Annotated in this window: 10 protein-coding genes and 2 pseudogenes; 3 read left to right on the top strand and 9 right to left on the bottom strand. The window is 70.9% G+C overall.

The features are described from left to right. The 3 genes and pseudogenes from ACIPEK_RS39875 to ACIPEK_RS39865 form a co-directional block, all read right to left on the bottom strand. Window positions 1–129 (bottom strand): annotated as a pseudogene (locus ACIPEK_RS39875) (IS6 family transposase); the annotation flags it as partial. Window positions 130–175: 46 nt separating this feature from the next. Beyond that, window positions 176–1,417, bottom strand: coding sequence for an IS110 family transposase (locus ACIPEK_RS39870; RefSeq protein WP_402006889.1), 1,242 nt, complete (start codon window positions 1,415–1,417; stop codon window positions 176–178). Window positions 1,418–1,865: 448 nt separating this feature from the next. Then, on the bottom strand, window positions 1,866–2,375 hold the full coding sequence (locus tag ACIPEK_RS39865) for a hypothetical protein (RefSeq protein ID WP_402006877.1): 510 nt from the start codon (window positions 2,373–2,375) through the stop codon (window positions 1,866–1,868). Window positions 2,376–2,544: 169 nt separating this feature from the next. On the opposite strand from ACIPEK_RS39865, the gene ACIPEK_RS39860 reads away from it, so the two are divergent. Then, window positions 2,545–2,691, top strand: a complete 147-nt coding sequence (locus ACIPEK_RS39860; RefSeq protein ID WP_402006874.1) for a hypothetical protein — start codon at window positions 2,545–2,547, stop codon at window positions 2,689–2,691. Here the strand turns inward: ACIPEK_RS39860 and ACIPEK_RS39855 are convergent. Continuing rightward, a complete protein-coding gene (locus tag ACIPEK_RS39855) occupies window positions 2,673–2,894 on the bottom strand; it encodes a hypothetical protein (RefSeq protein WP_402006872.1) in 222 nt (73 codons plus the stop codon). The two genes, ACIPEK_RS39860 and ACIPEK_RS39855, sit on opposite strands and share 19 nt — an antisense overlap. A 355-nt stretch (window positions 2,895–3,249) precedes the next feature. Here ACIPEK_RS39855 and ACIPEK_RS39850 point away from each other — a divergent pair. Both ACIPEK_RS39850 and ACIPEK_RS39845 read left to right on the top strand, forming a co-directional pair. Then, a pseudogene (locus tag ACIPEK_RS39850) lies at window positions 3,250–3,554 on the top strand (Scr1 family TA system antitoxin-like transcriptional regulator); the annotation flags it as partial. Then, window positions 3,542–3,754 carry a DUF397 domain-containing protein gene (locus tag ACIPEK_RS39845; protein WP_402006869.1) on the top strand — a complete coding sequence of 71 codons (213 nt, stop codon included), beginning with the start codon at window positions 3,542–3,544 and terminating at the stop codon, window positions 3,752–3,754. The pseudogene ACIPEK_RS39850 and the gene ACIPEK_RS39845, both read left to right, overlap by 13 nt. Before the next feature lie 106 nt (window positions 3,755–3,860). On the opposite strand, the gene ACIPEK_RS39840 is transcribed toward ACIPEK_RS39845, so the two are convergent. Genes ACIPEK_RS39840 through ACIPEK_RS39820 form a run of 5 tightly spaced genes read right to left on the bottom strand, consistent with a single transcriptional unit; the run spans window position 3,861 to window position 14,441 of the window. Then, on the bottom strand, window positions 3,861–5,072 hold the full coding sequence (locus ACIPEK_RS39840; protein WP_402006866.1) for an acetyl-CoA carboxylase biotin carboxylase subunit family protein: 1,212 nt from the start codon (window positions 5,070–5,072) through the stop codon (window positions 3,861–3,863). Continuing rightward, entirely contained in the window at window positions 5,069–7,846 is a 2,778-nt protein-coding gene (locus ACIPEK_RS39835; RefSeq protein ID WP_402006863.1) for an amino acid adenylation domain-containing protein, read from the bottom strand. The genes ACIPEK_RS39840 and ACIPEK_RS39835 overlap by 4 nt, the downstream gene beginning before the upstream one ends. Before the next feature lie 16 nt (window positions 7,847–7,862). Next, window positions 7,863–8,708 carry an SDR family oxidoreductase gene (locus ACIPEK_RS39830; RefSeq protein WP_402006860.1) on the bottom strand — a complete coding sequence of 282 codons (846 nt, stop codon included), beginning with the start codon at window positions 8,706–8,708 and terminating at the stop codon, window positions 7,863–7,865. Continuing rightward, window positions 8,705–9,418: an alpha/beta fold hydrolase gene (locus ACIPEK_RS39825; RefSeq protein WP_327277184.1), complete on the bottom strand. Its 714-nt coding sequence runs from the start codon at window positions 9,416–9,418 to the stop codon at window positions 8,705–8,707. The genes ACIPEK_RS39830 and ACIPEK_RS39825 overlap by 4 nt, the downstream gene beginning before the upstream one ends. A 1-nt stretch (window position 9,419) precedes the next feature. Then, on the bottom strand, window positions 9,420–14,441 hold the full coding sequence (locus ACIPEK_RS39820; protein WP_402006857.1) for an amino acid adenylation domain-containing protein: 5,022 nt from the start codon (window positions 14,439–14,441) through the stop codon (window positions 9,420–9,422). Window positions 14,442–14,505: the final 64 nt, after the last annotated feature.

Below are 14,505 nucleotides of genomic sequence, written 5' to 3'. Positions count from 1 at the left end.
GCCGCGCTCGAGCATCAGCTCCTCGACCTCGCGGAACGACAGCGGGAAGCGGTGGTACAGCCACACACAGTGGGCAATGACCTCGACCGGGTACCAGTGCCCCTTGTACGACGGCGATGCGCTGTCCACGGACGACCCCTCCCAGCATGACCAACCAGAAGATCATCCCACCCGGTCAGTCAACGTGACAGTGCCGTGCAAAGGCCTGCTGTTCGTCGAAATGCTGCTGGGTCTTGAGACAGTGGTGGAGCTGGCCGAGGAAGCGGTTCAGCAAGTGCCGTTGTGCGGCGGCATGCCAGTCTCCGTGCTCGCGTCGGCGTCGGTAGTGCGCGTTCGCTCCCGGTGAGGCGGTGAGGGCGGCGAAGGCCCAGAGGAAGCCGGCGTTGATGAGGCGGTGGTTCTTGACGAACCGGCGGCCGACGAAACGCTTCTTGCCAGAGGCCCGGGTGATGGGGGCGGATCCGGCGTACGACTTCAGCGCCCGGGCGTCGGCGAACCGTGCCCGGTCGTCGCCCAGCTCTGCGAGCACGCGGGCGCCGAGCATGGGCCCCAGACCTGGGAAGCTGAGCAGGATCTCGCTGTCGGCGTGCTGGTGAAAGGCGGCTGTGGCCGCCTCCGCGAGATCGTCCGCGGCCTCGCAGGTGGCGTCCAGCTGCTTGAGCAGGGCCAGGAGCTGGTGGCCGAAGGCATCCTCGACGCCGGGCAGCTGGTGGGCGTACTCGGCACGAAAGACGTCCCGCAGGCGCTCGGCTTCCGCGTCGCAGCCGCGGAGGCGGCCACTGCGTTTGAGGGCGCCCCGCAACTGGGCGAGGGTGAGCTTCGCGGCCTTGGTCGGGGTCGGTGCCAGCGTGAGGATGACGCGGGCGTCAGCCCTGGTCAGACCGCCTTGTTTGCCCTGGAAGGCCAGCAGAGCAGCGGGGTAATACTCGCGTAGGACCGAGCGGACCTGGTTGGCGACCTGCTGCCGAGTCCAGACGGCGTCCTGCTGGGCTCGGGCCAGGACCGTGATGGCTTGGGCGAGTTCGGAGTCGGCCGGCAGGGGTCGGTGGGCGTGCATGTCGGTGCGCAGGATGTTCGCGAGGACCAAGGCGTCGCCCGGGTCGGACTTCTTTCGGCTGACGCCGTGGCGGTCGCGGTAGCGGGCGGCGGCGAGCGGGTTGATCGCGAAGACCCGACGGCTGCCGGTGCGCAGGCTCGCAACCAGGAGGCCGTGGCTGGTCTCGATGGCCACCGGTATCGGATCGTCTGGGCTGTCACCGTGCTCGGCCAAGAGGGCCAAGAGCTTGTGGTAGCCGGCCGCGTCGTCGGTGATACGGGCTTTGGCGAGCAGAGTGCCGGCTTCGTCGACGAGGGCGACGTCGTGGTGACGCTCCGCCCAGTCGATACCGCAGAACACGGTCAAGCTTTCCTCCCAGATCCGTCCGTATATGCAGGTCACGAGCACATGCGGGTCACGCGGCGCCCTAATCCAAGGACTCGTTCGTCCGCCATCTCAGTAGCCGTTCGCGACACCAGCGAACTCCAGGGGCTCGATCTTTCGGCAGAGCTCGCGGGCTCGCGGATGAACAAGAGGTCGACCCTGGAGCGGGCTCGCGCCGTGACGATCAACGGTCGAGCAGTCCACGCGAGTTTCACGGTGACCACGGAGGCGCCGGGCTGCGCCGCTCTTGACAGAGGCCTCAAGGGCCCGGGGAAACGGAGGCATCAGCCCGGCGCCCGCGTCATCACCGCGAACCCGGCAACGGACAGCGATGCCGCTCTTTGAGGAGGCCTTGACGGCCAGGGGGATCCAGGCATTCGCTGTCCTGTGCGAGCAGTTGCCCCGGGTCGTTGCATGGTCCCGGGCCGTCTGCTTACGCACTGGATTAGGGGAAACGCCCCATAGGGGCACCCCCCGACCGCGAACCCGCCATACGGCGGGGCCGCGGGGGGAACGGTGGGCGCAGGTGATTTCGCCGGGTGGTGGCCAGAGCCCGCCACCCAGGCGTGATGTGTGCTCGCGTTGTGAGGCCGAGTTCGTGTAGGGCGTCGGCGGGGTCGTTGCGGTAGTGGTCGTGGGCGGCGGCGTTGTTCGTCCACTCGGCGAGGTGGGCGAGGCTGATCGCCAGGCTGCGGAGGGTTGGCAGGACCCAGGGCAAGCTGCCGGTGCGGGCACGGCAGGCGTCCTCGCCGAAGGTCACGTCTCTGACGAAGTGCTGGGCCTCGATGGCCCACTGGCCGCCGACGCAGCGGGCGAGGACGGCGGTGTCGGTGACAGCGGACGGGGCGGTGGTGATGCCGAGTTCGGCGTTCGCGTGGATCTTTCCGTCGCCGCGTCCGGTGGTGTACCGCTCTACCAGCAGGGCTTGGCCCGGCACGAGGGGCTGCACGCGCACGGTGCGGATCTGGTGGCGGCCTGAGTTGGTCTCCTCGGTGCGGTGCAGGGTGATGGCCGGGTTGGCTGGTCTCGTCCCAGTCGGGTGTGTCCAGCGCCGCGAACAGGGTGGAGCGGTTTCCCTTGACGGGGAAGAGGCCGAAGGCGCCGCGCCGGTGCAGGTAGCGGGCGTGGCCGGCAACAGTGTGCAGGGCGTCGGCGGTGACGATCGCGCCGGCGATGTCGGCGATCAGGTCAAGGGCGGCGGTGAAGTGCACCGTCTCGTGAGGTTTGTGGCGCATCTCGCGCTGGGCGAGCATCACGCCGCGACCTGGTAGACGCCGAGCAGGTGCAGTTGCAGGCCCTCGTTGTCGCGGGTGCCGCGCACGGTCCTGCCGTCCGCGGCCAGTTGCAGCACGGGCGGGGCTCCGGCGATGCCGGCCAGCGGGTCGGTGGCCTGGGCCTGGACGAACGCGCCGACGGCGGCGTCCAGCGCATCGGCGTCCACCTGGGCGAGCGCGCGGATGAGGGTCGTGGCCACCGGCAGCCGGTTGGGGCGGCCGTCGGGGACTTCGAGCGCGCCCCGCACAGCATGGCGCAGGCGAACAGGCCGAGCAGCGTCGGCCAGGCGTGCGTGACCAGGTGAGATGTGCGTGGATCGGGGACAGCCCGAACCGCCTCCAGCCATGACGGGAGTCGTTCGGATGTGCACAGCTCCTCAAGAACGAGGCCGTGCTGATCGGCAAGTTGGCGCGGCGTGGGCAGGGTCGGGCAGGATGGCATGCGGGCGCAGCATTCACGATCAGGCGAGTGGAATCACGTGATCATGGACGGTCGCGCCCTTCGCCGTTCACCCGACCCCCTGTCCAAGATCCGAGCACGTATCACGCCTGGGCGAGTGGCAGAGGCAGTTGGAGTACGTGGCGCAAGTAGCCGAGCGGCCCAGAGTGACGCTACAGGTGCTCCCGTTGAGCGCCGGACTGCACGGGTCGGTGAATGCCACCGTGATGTTCCTGCGACTGGCGGACGGCCGTGCCGTGGCCTATACGGAGAACGGCTACCGAGGTGATTCATCGAGGAAAACGCTCCCGTTGAGCGCTTGCAGCGTGCATACGATGCGATGCGCGACCTGGCGCTGCCTCCGGCCGAGTCGCTGAAATTCGTCCTGGCCATGTTGGAGGAATCACCGTGCGAACCATAGATCTGAGCACCACCACCTGGCGTAAGAGCAGCTACGGCAACCAGGACGGAGGCGAGTGCATCGAGGTCTCCGACGACCAGGCCACCGTCATCCCCGTACGGGACAGCAAGACCCCCCTCGGCCCGAACCTCTCGTTCGCCGCCGACCGCTGGAGCACCTTCGTCACGGCGGTGGATAACGGCCTCCTGAGCAACCCGTAGGTCACTCGCGCCTCAAGGTCGGAGACGGCACCACCTGTGCCGGGCGGAACGCCGGGACGGCCGCGGGGGCGTCCCGGCGTCGTCCCGCCCGGTCCTTACGCCGGCCTCACAGGGTCCGCAGCACCTCCAGCCGGACGGCCTCGGAAGCCTTGTCCAGATCGGCGCGGCACTGCTGCTCGCTCTCCGCCCCCACGGTGATCAGCGCGTACCGGCTGGACACATGACCGGCCGGGGGCAGTCTGAGTTCCTGGCCCGGCAGCGCGATCGCCACCGCCGAGTCCACCGAGTCGGGCAGCGCGCCCGGTTCGAGGCACACCTCGCGCGCGATGCAGTCCGCCTCCGGGTACAGGAACCGCACGGCGGCAACCTGATGACGACGTACCGCCAGATCCGGTCGGCGCCCGCAGGCCACCTGCGCGGCGGTGCGTGCCGCGTCGACGCCGAGGGCGAGCCGTCCGATGTCGGGGATGCGGTCGCCGCCGATACGGGCGTTGATCTCGACGACCTTCGGGCCGTCGGCGGTGAGCCGCAGCTCGGTATGGGTCCAGCCCGTGGTGAAGCCCACCGCGGTGTGTGCCGCCTGGACCGTCTCCAGCACCCGCGGGTCCGACAGGAGTGGGTCCCGGCCGTCGACGAAATGGCCGGTCTCCTCGAAGTACGGCGGGAATCCGCATTCCTTGCGGGCCACGAACGCCGGTGTCATAAGGCCCTCGTGCCAGGCGGCGTCCACACTGATCTCGGGGCCGTCCAGGTACTCCTCCACCAGAACGTCGCCGGGCGCCACCTCCACCGCTCCCGGTGCGGTGGCCGCCCGGGCGAGCCGGAAGGCACGGGCCAGCGCATCCGCCGACTCGACCTTCACCACTCCGGTGCTGGCGTTCAGCGCGCGCGGTTTGAGCACCAGCGGATAGCCCACCCGCGCGGCTGCGGCGCGCGCCTGCGGCAGCGACGTCACCAGGACCGACCGGGCCTGCGGCACCCCGGCGCGGGCCAGGGCTTCCCGAGTGGCCCGCTTGTCCCGGCAGCACAGGGCCGCCTCAGGTCCCGCGCCCGGCAGCCCGAGCGCCTCCGCCAGCCGGGCGGTCTGCACGACCCGAGTGTCGTCCCAGGTCAGCACGCCCTCGCAGGAGAGCGCTCGGGCCGCTTCGCGCAACGCCGTGACATCCGCGGTGTCCACCATGGTGTGCCCGCGCAGAAACGGTGCCTCCCAGGTCGGCGCCCGGTCGGCGAGCAGGTGGACGTCGTACTCCTCGGCCACGGAGCGGAGCAGGTATCCCCGGTAGGCCTGCGATCCGGCACCGATCAGCAGCAGGGTCACGCGCGTTCCTCCGTCGCTTCCAGGACCGCGCTGAGGGCAGTCACCGTGCGGTGCAGATACAGCTGGGGCAGCGGGAACGTGGGCAGGCCCTGCTCCCGCATCGCCGCCAGCAGGCGTACGCCGAGCAGGGAGTTGCCGCCGAGCGCGAAGAAGTCGTCGTCCGGGCCGACCCGGAAGCCGAAGAGCTTCTCCCATACCGCGCGCAGACGTGAGGGCAGGTCGTCACCGACGGTCTCGGGCGCACCGGCGGCCTCGTCCGCGAGCGGCAGGGGCAGCCGGGCGGTGTCCACCTTGCCGTTGGGGGTCAGTGGCAGTGCCGACAGCTCGGTGAGCGTGGACGGCACCATGTGGTCGGGCAGGAAGCGGGCCGCGTGTCGGCGTACCTCCTGGAGGTCACCGGTGGCGGTGCCGTCGGCGCGGAAGACGACATAGCCGTCCAGCCGGGCCCCTGCCGTGTCCCCGTCGGTGCCCTCGCGGAGCACCACGGCCGCCGCATCGACGGCCGGGGCGTCGAGCAACCGGGCGCGGATCTCGTCCAGTTCGATACGGAAGCCGCGTAGCTTCACCTGGTTGTCGAGCCGGCCGAGATGTTCCAGCCGGCCGTCGGGCAGCAGTCGCCCGCGGTCGCCGCTGCGGTACATCGGTCCCGGTGCGTGCGGGTCGGGCAGGAAGCGCTGCCCGGTCAGCTCCGGACGGTTGAGATACCGTCCGGCCACGCCCTGGCCCCCGACGTAGATCTCGCCCGGCACGCCGGGCGGCAGCTCGCGGCCCTCGGGGTCGAGGACGTACACATGCCAGCCGGGCAGGGGGCGGCCCACGGACCGGGAGCCGGTGAGCGCCTCACGCCGGGTGACGGTCTGCGCGGTGACGTGCACGGTGGTCTCGGTGATGCCGAACATGTTGACCAGGCGGCACTCCTGCTCCGGGTGGCGGTCCAGCCAGAACCTGAGGGGACGGGTGTCCAGGGGTTCGCCGCCGAAGACCACGAGGCGCACCGAGCCGGAGATCCGCTCCTCCCGGTCCAGCTGCGTCAACTGCGCGAAGGCACTCGGCGTCTGGCTGAGCACGGTGACCCGCTCGTCGGCGAGCAGCGCGGCGAACTGCCGGGGGTCCCGCGAGGCCCAGTACGGTACGACGACCAGCCGGCCGCCTGTCATGAGGCAGCCCCAGATCTCCCACACCGAGAAGTCGAACGCGCTGGAGTGGAAGAGCGTCCACACGTCATCGGTGCCGAGCCCGAAGTCGTCCTTGGTGGCGGCGAGCAGCGCGGCGACGTTGCGGTGCGCTACTCCGACACCCTTGGGACGGCCGGTGGAACCCGAGGTGTAGATGACGTAGGCCGGGGCGTCGGCGGACGGCGGCGCCGCCGCGTCGTCCGGCTGCTGCGTCGAGGCGAGGGTCGAGGGCGGCACGAGCCGGACGTCCTCGCCGCGCGGGAACTCCCCGGACTCGGTCACCACCAGGCTCAGTTCGGCGTCCTGGGTGGTGTGGGCAAGTCGTTCCTGCGGATAGGCGGGGTCCATCGGGACGTAGGTGGCGCCCGCCTTGAGCACGGCGAGCAGCACCACCACCAGATCGAGTGAGCGCTCCAGGCAGACGCCGACCCGGTCGCCGGCCCGCACGCCCAGGTTCCGCAGTCCGGCGGCGTATCCGGCGGACTCCTGATCGAGCTGCCGGTAGGTCAGCGTCCGGTCCTCGAAGGTGACGGCGGGTGCGTCCGGGCGTCGCCGCGCCCAGCCGCTCACGGTCTGCTCGATCCGGTCGTCGGACACGTGGACCGTGCGCCCCAGGCCTCCCAGCCGGGCCAGAGCGTGGCGTTGGGAGTCGTCGAGCAGAGCGAGGCCGGCCAGCGGGGTGCCGGGATCGGCCGCCACCAAGGAGCGGTGGGCGGTGGCCAGCATGCCGGTGAGCCAGCGCACCGCGTCGTCGTCGAAGGCGGAGCGCCGGTAGCGGCAGGTCCCGGCGAGGACCGTGGAGCCGTCGTCGGCGAAGTGCACCGACAGGTGGTGCAGGGGGGTGAGGAAAGGGCGGACGTCGATGGTCTCCGCCTTCACTCCCTCGCCGGTGAGTGCCTCGGGCGCGTCGGTGATGAACAGGCCGACCACGGGAGCGGGGCCGGGTGCCGGGACGGCCTGACGTACACGTTCCAGGTACTGCGCGACGGTCAGCGACCCGTCGGCGGTGAAGGTCAGGGCGTGTTCCGCGTCCACCCCGATCCATACCTCGTCGCGCCCGGTGCAGCGGGCCAGCACCAGGCCCAGCGCGGCCCGCAGGGTGAGTTCGGCGGGCAGGCCGCCGTCCGCGGGCACCGTGAAGGTGTGCCGGCCGGTGCTCGGGTCACCGTCCGTGCCGAGCCCCCATGCGGGTGCCTGCGTGCGGTCGAGCGCGTTCACCGCCTCGCGCAGCCGCTCGCCGTGCTCCGTCGGCACAGGGGCCGGCGCGTCCGCGTCGCCGAGGACCGCCTGGACGAGGTGGTAGGGGTCGACCAGGACCGCGCGGTGGGCGACCACGACCAGGTCGGCCACCGCGTCCGTGTAGCGCAGCAGCACGGCTCGCAGGCCGGGGCCGACGTGTGGGTCCACGGAGCGGGACAGTTCGCGTTCCCGGTGCAGGGCGGCGGCCTCGCTGTCGGCGTCGCCCACCACGTCCTGCACCCACAGGCGGGCGCCGCCCGCGGCGTGTGCGAGCGCGCGGCCGAGCTGTTGCGGGTCGGCCCCGGCGTGCACGCGGAGCGCGACGGCCTGGCACAGCCGGTCCGTGTCGGTCTTCCTCATTGCTCCTCCTCCCTCGTCACCGGCTGGTGAATCCGCCGTCGACCGTCACGGTCGTACCGGTCACCTGGCGTGCGTCGTCCGAGCCGAGCCATACGGCCGCCCCCGCGACGTCCTCCGGCTCGATCAGCCGGTTCATGGGCTGGGCCGCCACGAAGGTCTCCTCGTGTTCCTCGACCGGCACCTCCAGGGACCGGGCGATCTCGGTCAGCATGGTTCCCTCGGCCGCGTCGTCGTCGCGGACCGAGCCGGGGCACAGGGCGTTGACCCGCACCCCGAACGGCGCGAGGTCCAGGGCGGCCGCCTTGGTCAGCCCGACGAGGGCGTGCTTCGCCGTGACATAGCCCGCGAAATGGCGGTATCCGACCAGTCCGGCCGTGGAGGCGACGTTGATGACGCTGCCCGAGCGGCGGCCGGTCATGGCGGCGCCCACGGACCGGATCATGCGCCAGGCACCCGAGACGTCGATGTCGAGCATCAGGTCCCATTCGTCGGGCGCGATGTCGTGCACCGTCTTGCCCGAAGGGGCGGCGATCCCGGCGTTGTTGAGCAGCACATCGATCCGGCCGAACCGGTCCAGGGCGCTGTCGGTCACCCTCCGCACGGCGTCCAGGTCGCGGACGTCCGCCTCCGCGGTGATGACCGTGATCCCCTGCTCCCGGCACAGCCGAGCCGTGTGGGCCAACTGGCTGGGGGTGCCCAGCGGGTAGGGCACCCCTTCCAGGTCGTGGCCGATGTCGGTGAGGAGCAGGTCGGCCCCGGCTCGGGCGTAGGCCAGCGCGCACGCCCGGCCGATACCGCGGGCCGCGCCCGTGACGATCGCTGCCTTGCCCGCGAGGGGGCCGGCGGAGAGCACCGGGGTCATCGGCCCTCCCCCGGCGTCGCGAGTTCGGCGTCCAGGAGCCGGACCAGGTCGGCGGGTGAGTCCACCAGGTACATGTGTCCGCCAGGCAGTTCGACCTGCCGGCAGCCGGCCGTGGTGGAGGTTTCCCATTCGGCGGCCTCCTCGCGGGAGACCAGTTCGTCGCTCGCGCCCCGCACGGAGACCACCGGTACCGTCAGCGGCTTGTCCGAGGGCGCCCGGTAGTTCTCGTGCATCTCGACGTCGGCCCGCAACGGTGGCAGCAGCATCTCCCGGAGATCGGGGTGTTCGAGCGCGGGGTGGGAGTAGCCGGCGAAGTCGCGGACCTGGCGCAGGAACTCCTCGTCGCTCAGGCCAGTGGCGCGGGTCTCCCGCTGCGTCCAGGGGCCGGGGGAACCGCTGACGAACAGCTTGACCACCTCGGGCCGGCCGAGCGCGCTGATGCGGTGCGCCATCTCGTAGGCGAGGACGGCGCCGAGGCTGTGCCCGAAGAGGGCCACGGCCGGGCTGCCGGCCACCTGGTCCAGCACGGACGGCAGCAGGTCGTCCACCGCCGCGACGACGTCGGTGTACGGCTCCTCACCGAATCGCTCCTCCCGGCCCGGCAGTTGGACGGGCGTGATGAGGACGGTGTCACTGCCGTACTCCTGGCAGCGGCGGAACGCGGAGGCACCGGCACCCGCGAAGGGGAAGCACAGCACGGGAATCTGCATGTCAGTTCTCCTGTTCGGCGGCGAACGCCCAGACCCGTCGGATGAGTTCTCCGGTCCCGGCGGGGTTCCCGCGTACGAAGTAGTGGCCGCCCGATGCCAGCCGGTGGAAGTCCACGTGGTCGGCAACGCGCTCCCAGCAGCGGAACTCCTCGGCCGCGTGGGTCAGTCCCTTGTCGTCGTCGGCGACGACGACGGTGACCGGGGTCTCGATCCGCCAGTCGGGCCCGTTGTCGGTCAGGCCGATGAAGTAGCGGTAGCCCCCGCACACGTCGTGCCGGAAAAGATCTCCGGTGAAGGACGCGTACCGCGGATCGAGGCCGTCCAGTTCGCTGTAGCCGGTCTCCTCGACCATGTAGCGGATGATCTCGTCGTCGGTCCAGCTCTCGATCATCTCGACGGACTCGCGCATCTCGGCGGCGGGCGGCAGCAGTTTGGAGCCGATGAAGACGTGCCGCAGGTCGAAGCCGCGCTCCTCCAGCAGCCGGGCCAGCTCGACGGTCACCGCCGCGCCACCGCAGTGGCCCCACAGGATCAGGGGCAGGTCGGCCCTCCGTTCGATCTCCGCCACCGTCCGCTCCACCGTCTCGATGACATCGGTGAACTCTCCGGGACGGCTGGGGTTGTGCCCGGGCGGTTCGAGGCCGTAGACGACCAGTTCGCCGGTCAGCTCGCCGATGGCGTCGGCGAGGGGTTTGAAGTTGACGGGGTGACCGCAGGGGTACGGCACGCAGATCACCGCCGCGCGGGCTCCTTCGGCGGTGGCCGACAGCAGGTGCAGCAGTTCCTCCTCGTCGTTCTGTTCGCGGGTGTCCACGAGCGCGGCCAGCTCGGCCAGCCGTGACACGCGGGTCATGTGGGAGAGGGTGACAAGGCCGTCCAGTTCCAGGACCACACGCAGGGCGGAGAGCGAGTTGCCGCCCAGGGCGAAGAAGTCGGTGTCGGCCCCGATCTCCTCGTCCGGCACGCCGAGGACGGACGCCCAGGCCGTACGGATGCGGGCGAGGGTCGCCGCGGAGGCCGGGCCGGCGGCCGAGTCCGTCGCGCCGACCTCGGTACGGAGTCCGGCGACGGTGTGGCCCAGCAGTGCCGCATCCTCCTCGGCGAGCAACTGCCGTGCCTCGTGCGGCGCGTCCGGCTCGCTCGTCATCCACTGCAGGACGCGGACGAAGTAGCCGCCGATCCGGTCGATCTGCTCCTCGTCGTAGAGGTGGGTGTGGTAGTGCAGGCAGAGTTCGACCTCGTCGGAGAAGAAGTTGCGGGAGAACTCCGTACGGAAGGGGAACTCGGTCTCCGAGTCAACGCGCATGCCCAGCAGAGAGAACTCGGGCAGCTGCCTGAGGTTCTTCAGCAGGTAGAAGTGCGTGAAGTTGAAGGTGGTCTCGAACAGCGTGCGCTGAGTGGCGAGGTCCTGCTTCATCTTCGCCATGGGGTAGCGGCGATGGGGCAGCAGGTCCAGCTCGGCACTGTAGACCCGGCGCACGAGGTCCGCCCAGCTGCCGCCCGCCAGGGCCACCTGGAAGGGGACGGTGTTCAGATGCAGGCCGAGCGTGGTCTCCGCGCCGGGCAGCTCGGGCCGGCCGCTGTGCTCGTACCCGGTCATCACCGCGTCCTGGCCCGAGACCAGTCCGAGGACCTTCATATGGGCGGCGAGCAGGACGTCCTTGAAGGGCACCGACAGGGCGTCGGCGGTGGCTTCGATGCGCTGGGCGAGGCCTTCGGGCAGCGGCACGTCACGCAGGACGACGGTGAAGTCGTCGGTGTGCCCGGCACCGGGCCTGGGGGGCACGGAGGCGGGCCGCGGGTCCTCCATCACCTGGCGCCAGAAGTCCCGCGACTGTGCGGAACGCAGCGCCTCCTGCTCCAGGCCGACGAAGTTGCGCAGATGGTTGTCGACCGGCGGGCGGGAGCTCTCGCGGCCCTCACGGATCAGGTGGTACAGCTCGAACAGCTGGGTGTGCAGCAGCGAGATGGACCAGCCGTCCAGCGCCGAGTTGTGCTGGCTGACCGTGTACCGGTACTGCTCCTCGCCGAGCACCTGCACATGCAGGGTGACCAGGCCGCCCTCCTCCCACACGAACGCGCGGGACTTCTCGCGGGCCAGCCACCGCTCGTGCCAGACCTCCTGCCCGTCCGCGTCGAGGTGGCGCAGGTCGTCGACGGTCAGTGGCGGCGGCACCTCGCGGTGCACGATCTGGAGGAACTCGCTGTAGCCGGTGAGGTGATAGGTGGTGCGCAGGATCGGGTGCCGGTCGGTCAATCGCCGTACGGCCTCGGTGAACGCGTCGGCGTCGAACGCACCGGTGATCGAGTAGCTCAGCACGTCGTGGTACTGGCCGAGACCGCCGGTGATCTCGGTCTGGAAGATCAGGCCAGCCTGGAGCATCGACAGCGGGTAGGCGTCCTCCGCGTCCTCGGGCAGCAGGGCCCGGTCCGCCTCGGAGATCAGCTCGAACGGCTGGAAGGCGCCACGGGCCGCCACGTCCGCCACCACGGTCGCGGACGGGTCGCCGCCGTCGATGGACTCCACGAGCTGTGCGATGGTCTGGTGCCGGAAGAGCTGCTGGAAGGTGAAGTCCAGACCCCTGGCACGGGACTTGGCGAGCACGGACACGAAGTGGATCGAGTTGCCGCCCAACGCGAAGAAGTTGTCGCGCACACCGACCCGCGGGACACCGAGGACCTCCCGCCAGATGCCGGCGAGGGTCTCCTCGCGCTCGTTACGCGGCGCCACATGGGCGCTCGCCTTCCTGCGCAGCGCTTCGGGGCTGCGCAGGAACGCCCGGTCCAGTTTGCCGTTGGGCGTGAGCGGAAGCTCGTCCAGCACGAGGACGCGGCCCGGAACCATGTACTCCGGCAACTCCTGGCGGATGTGCTCCTTCAGCGCCGCCTCGCTCGCCTCGCCGTCCAGGACGACAAAGCCGCGCAGCGAGGTCTGCCATCCGTCGTCCACGGCGACGACCGCGGCGTCCCGCACCCGGTCGTGGGCACACAGCCGCTCCTCGATCTCGCCCGGCTCCACCCGGAAACCGCGCACCTTCACCTGGAGGTCGATCCGGCCCAGGTAGTCGATCGTGCCGTCGGGCAGCCGGCGGGCCCGGTCCCCGGTGCGGTACAGCCGCTCCTCGCCGGTCGCGGACCGTACCGCCTCGCCGGTGACGAACTTCTCCGCGGTCAGCTCGGGCCGCCCGAGGTAGCCGCGTGCCACGCCGACGCCCGCCACATGGAGTTCGCCGGGGATGCCCACGGCGGTCTGCTGTCCCTCGGCGTCCAGCACATACAGCCGGATGTTGTCGATGGGCCGACCGATCGGCAGCCGGGCCAGGTCGCCGAGCCCGGCCACCGGCTGGTGGGTCACGTCCACCGTCGCCTCGGTGGGGCCGTAGAGGTTGACCAGCCGGGCGCCGGGGACTAGTTCGGCGAACTTCTCGCTCTGGGCCGGGTTCAGCGCCTCGCCGCTGGTGAAGACCTGCCGCAGGGTGCCGAGTCCGGTGCCGTCGCCGAACCGGGCGAGGTGTCCCAGGAACATGGTGAGCATCGAGGGCACGAAGTGCACGGTGGTGACCCGGTGCCGGTCGATCACGGCCAGCAGCTGTGTCGGGTCCTTCTCGGCGCCGGAGGCAGGCAGGGCGAGGGCGGCTCCGGTGAAGGACCACCAGAACAGCTCCCAGACGGAGACGTCGAAGGAGACGGAGGTCTTCTGCAGCAGGACGTCGCCGGGGCCCACGGGGTAGGCGCGCTGCATCCAGTGCAGTCGGTTGACGACACTGCGGTGTTCCACCTGGACACCCTTGGGGCGCCCCGTCGACCCGGAGGTGTAGATGACGTAGGCGGGGTCACCGGCGCCGGCCGGCGGTTCGACGGGGCCGGTGCCGCCCACGTACGCCGCCTCGTCGTCCAGGTCGATCCTCGGGGTGTCGCCGGCAGCATCGGCGAAGCGGGCCTGGTGCAGGACGAGGCGGGCGGAGCTGTCGGCGAGCAGGTAGTCGATGCGGGAGCGCGGGTAGGCGGGGTCGACCGGCAGATAGGCGGCACCCGCCTTCAGGACGGCGAGGATGCCCGTGATCAGCTCCGCCGAGCGCTCCGCGATCAGGGCGACGACGGCGTCCGGGCCGATCCCGCGCTCGCGCAGTGTGTGTGCCAACCGGTCCGAGCGGGCGTCGAGTTCGGCGAAGGTGACGGTCGTGTCGTCGGTCAGGAGGGCCGGCGCGTCGGGAGTGCGGGCCGCCTGGGCGGCGAACAGGCCGTGCAGGGTGGCGTCCTGGTCGAAGGGCTGCCGCGTGTCATTGCTCGCCTCGACGACGGCGTCGTCCTCGGCGGTACGCAGCTCGATCCGGTTCACCGGCAGGTCGGGCTCGGCCGTGGCACCCTCCAGCAGCAGCGCGTACTGGGCGCCGACGCACCGCATGGACGCCTCGGCGAAGCGGTGGCGGTCGTAATGGAGGCTCACCACCAGTTCGCCGTCCTCGCGTGCGGCAACGAACCGGGTGCCGCCGGGGGCGGCGTAACCGGGGTCGTGGAACCCCGCCAGCTCCAGCGCGGTCTCGAAGACGTCGGCACGCCCCAGTTCGGCGGCGAGGGCGGCCACCGCGAAGTCCTGGTGCCGCTCGGCCTCACGTACGGCGGCGAAGACCTGGGTCAGCAGCTCGCGCAGGGTCCCGTCGGGCGTCACGCGCACCAGCAGCGGACCGCCCGCGAACTCGGGCGCGGCTCCCCGCGTCGGCTGGGCGACCGCCACCTGGTCCTGGCCGGTGTGGCGGCACAGCAGGGCGGCCAGCGCGCTGGTGAGGACGACATGGAGCATCTCGGGCTTGCCGCGACTGATTCGGTCGAGCCGTTCGGTGAGGGCCGTACCGAGGCGGAGGGCGTGAGTACCGGTCCGCGCCTCGGTCCCGGTACGGCTGGCCCGCGGCCGGAAGTCGGCGAGGAAGCCGGAGGGCTCCGTGAGCGAGGCCAGCTGGGATCGCCAGTGGTCGGCCTGCGCGTGCGGTGCGGCGAGTGCCGGCTCGTGGTCGAGCGATTTCATGCAATGCCTCCTGTGCTGAAGCGGTGTGTGATCAGGCGTGAACATGGAGTGATCGACGGATCGC

This window comes from Streptomyces sp. NPDC088246 (assembly GCF_044741025.1).
GTDB lineage: Bacteria > Actinomycetota > Actinomycetes > Streptomycetales > Streptomycetaceae > Streptomyces.
The sequence above is the reverse complement of the archived record's forward strand: the minus strand, read 5'-3'. Positions and strand labels throughout refer to the sequence as shown.

Bases quoted from the DNA above. Each gene is read 5' to 3' on its own strand.
- ACIPEK_RS39835 (WP_402006863.1), bottom strand. From the start codon at position 7,846: ATGAGGAAGACCGACACGGACCGGCTGTGCCAGGCCGTCGCGCTCCGC.
- ACIPEK_RS39830 (WP_402006860.1), bottom strand. From the start codon at position 8,708: ATGACCCCGGTGCTCTCCGCCGGCCCCCTCGCGGGCAAGGCAGCGATC.
- ACIPEK_RS39825 (WP_327277184.1), bottom strand. From the start codon at position 9,418: ATGCAGATTCCCGTGCTGTGCTTCCCCTTCGCGGGTGCCGGTGCCTCC.
- ACIPEK_RS39820 (WP_402006857.1), bottom strand. From the start codon at position 14,441: ATGAAATCGCTCGACCACGAGCCGGCACTCGCCGCACCGCACGCGCAG.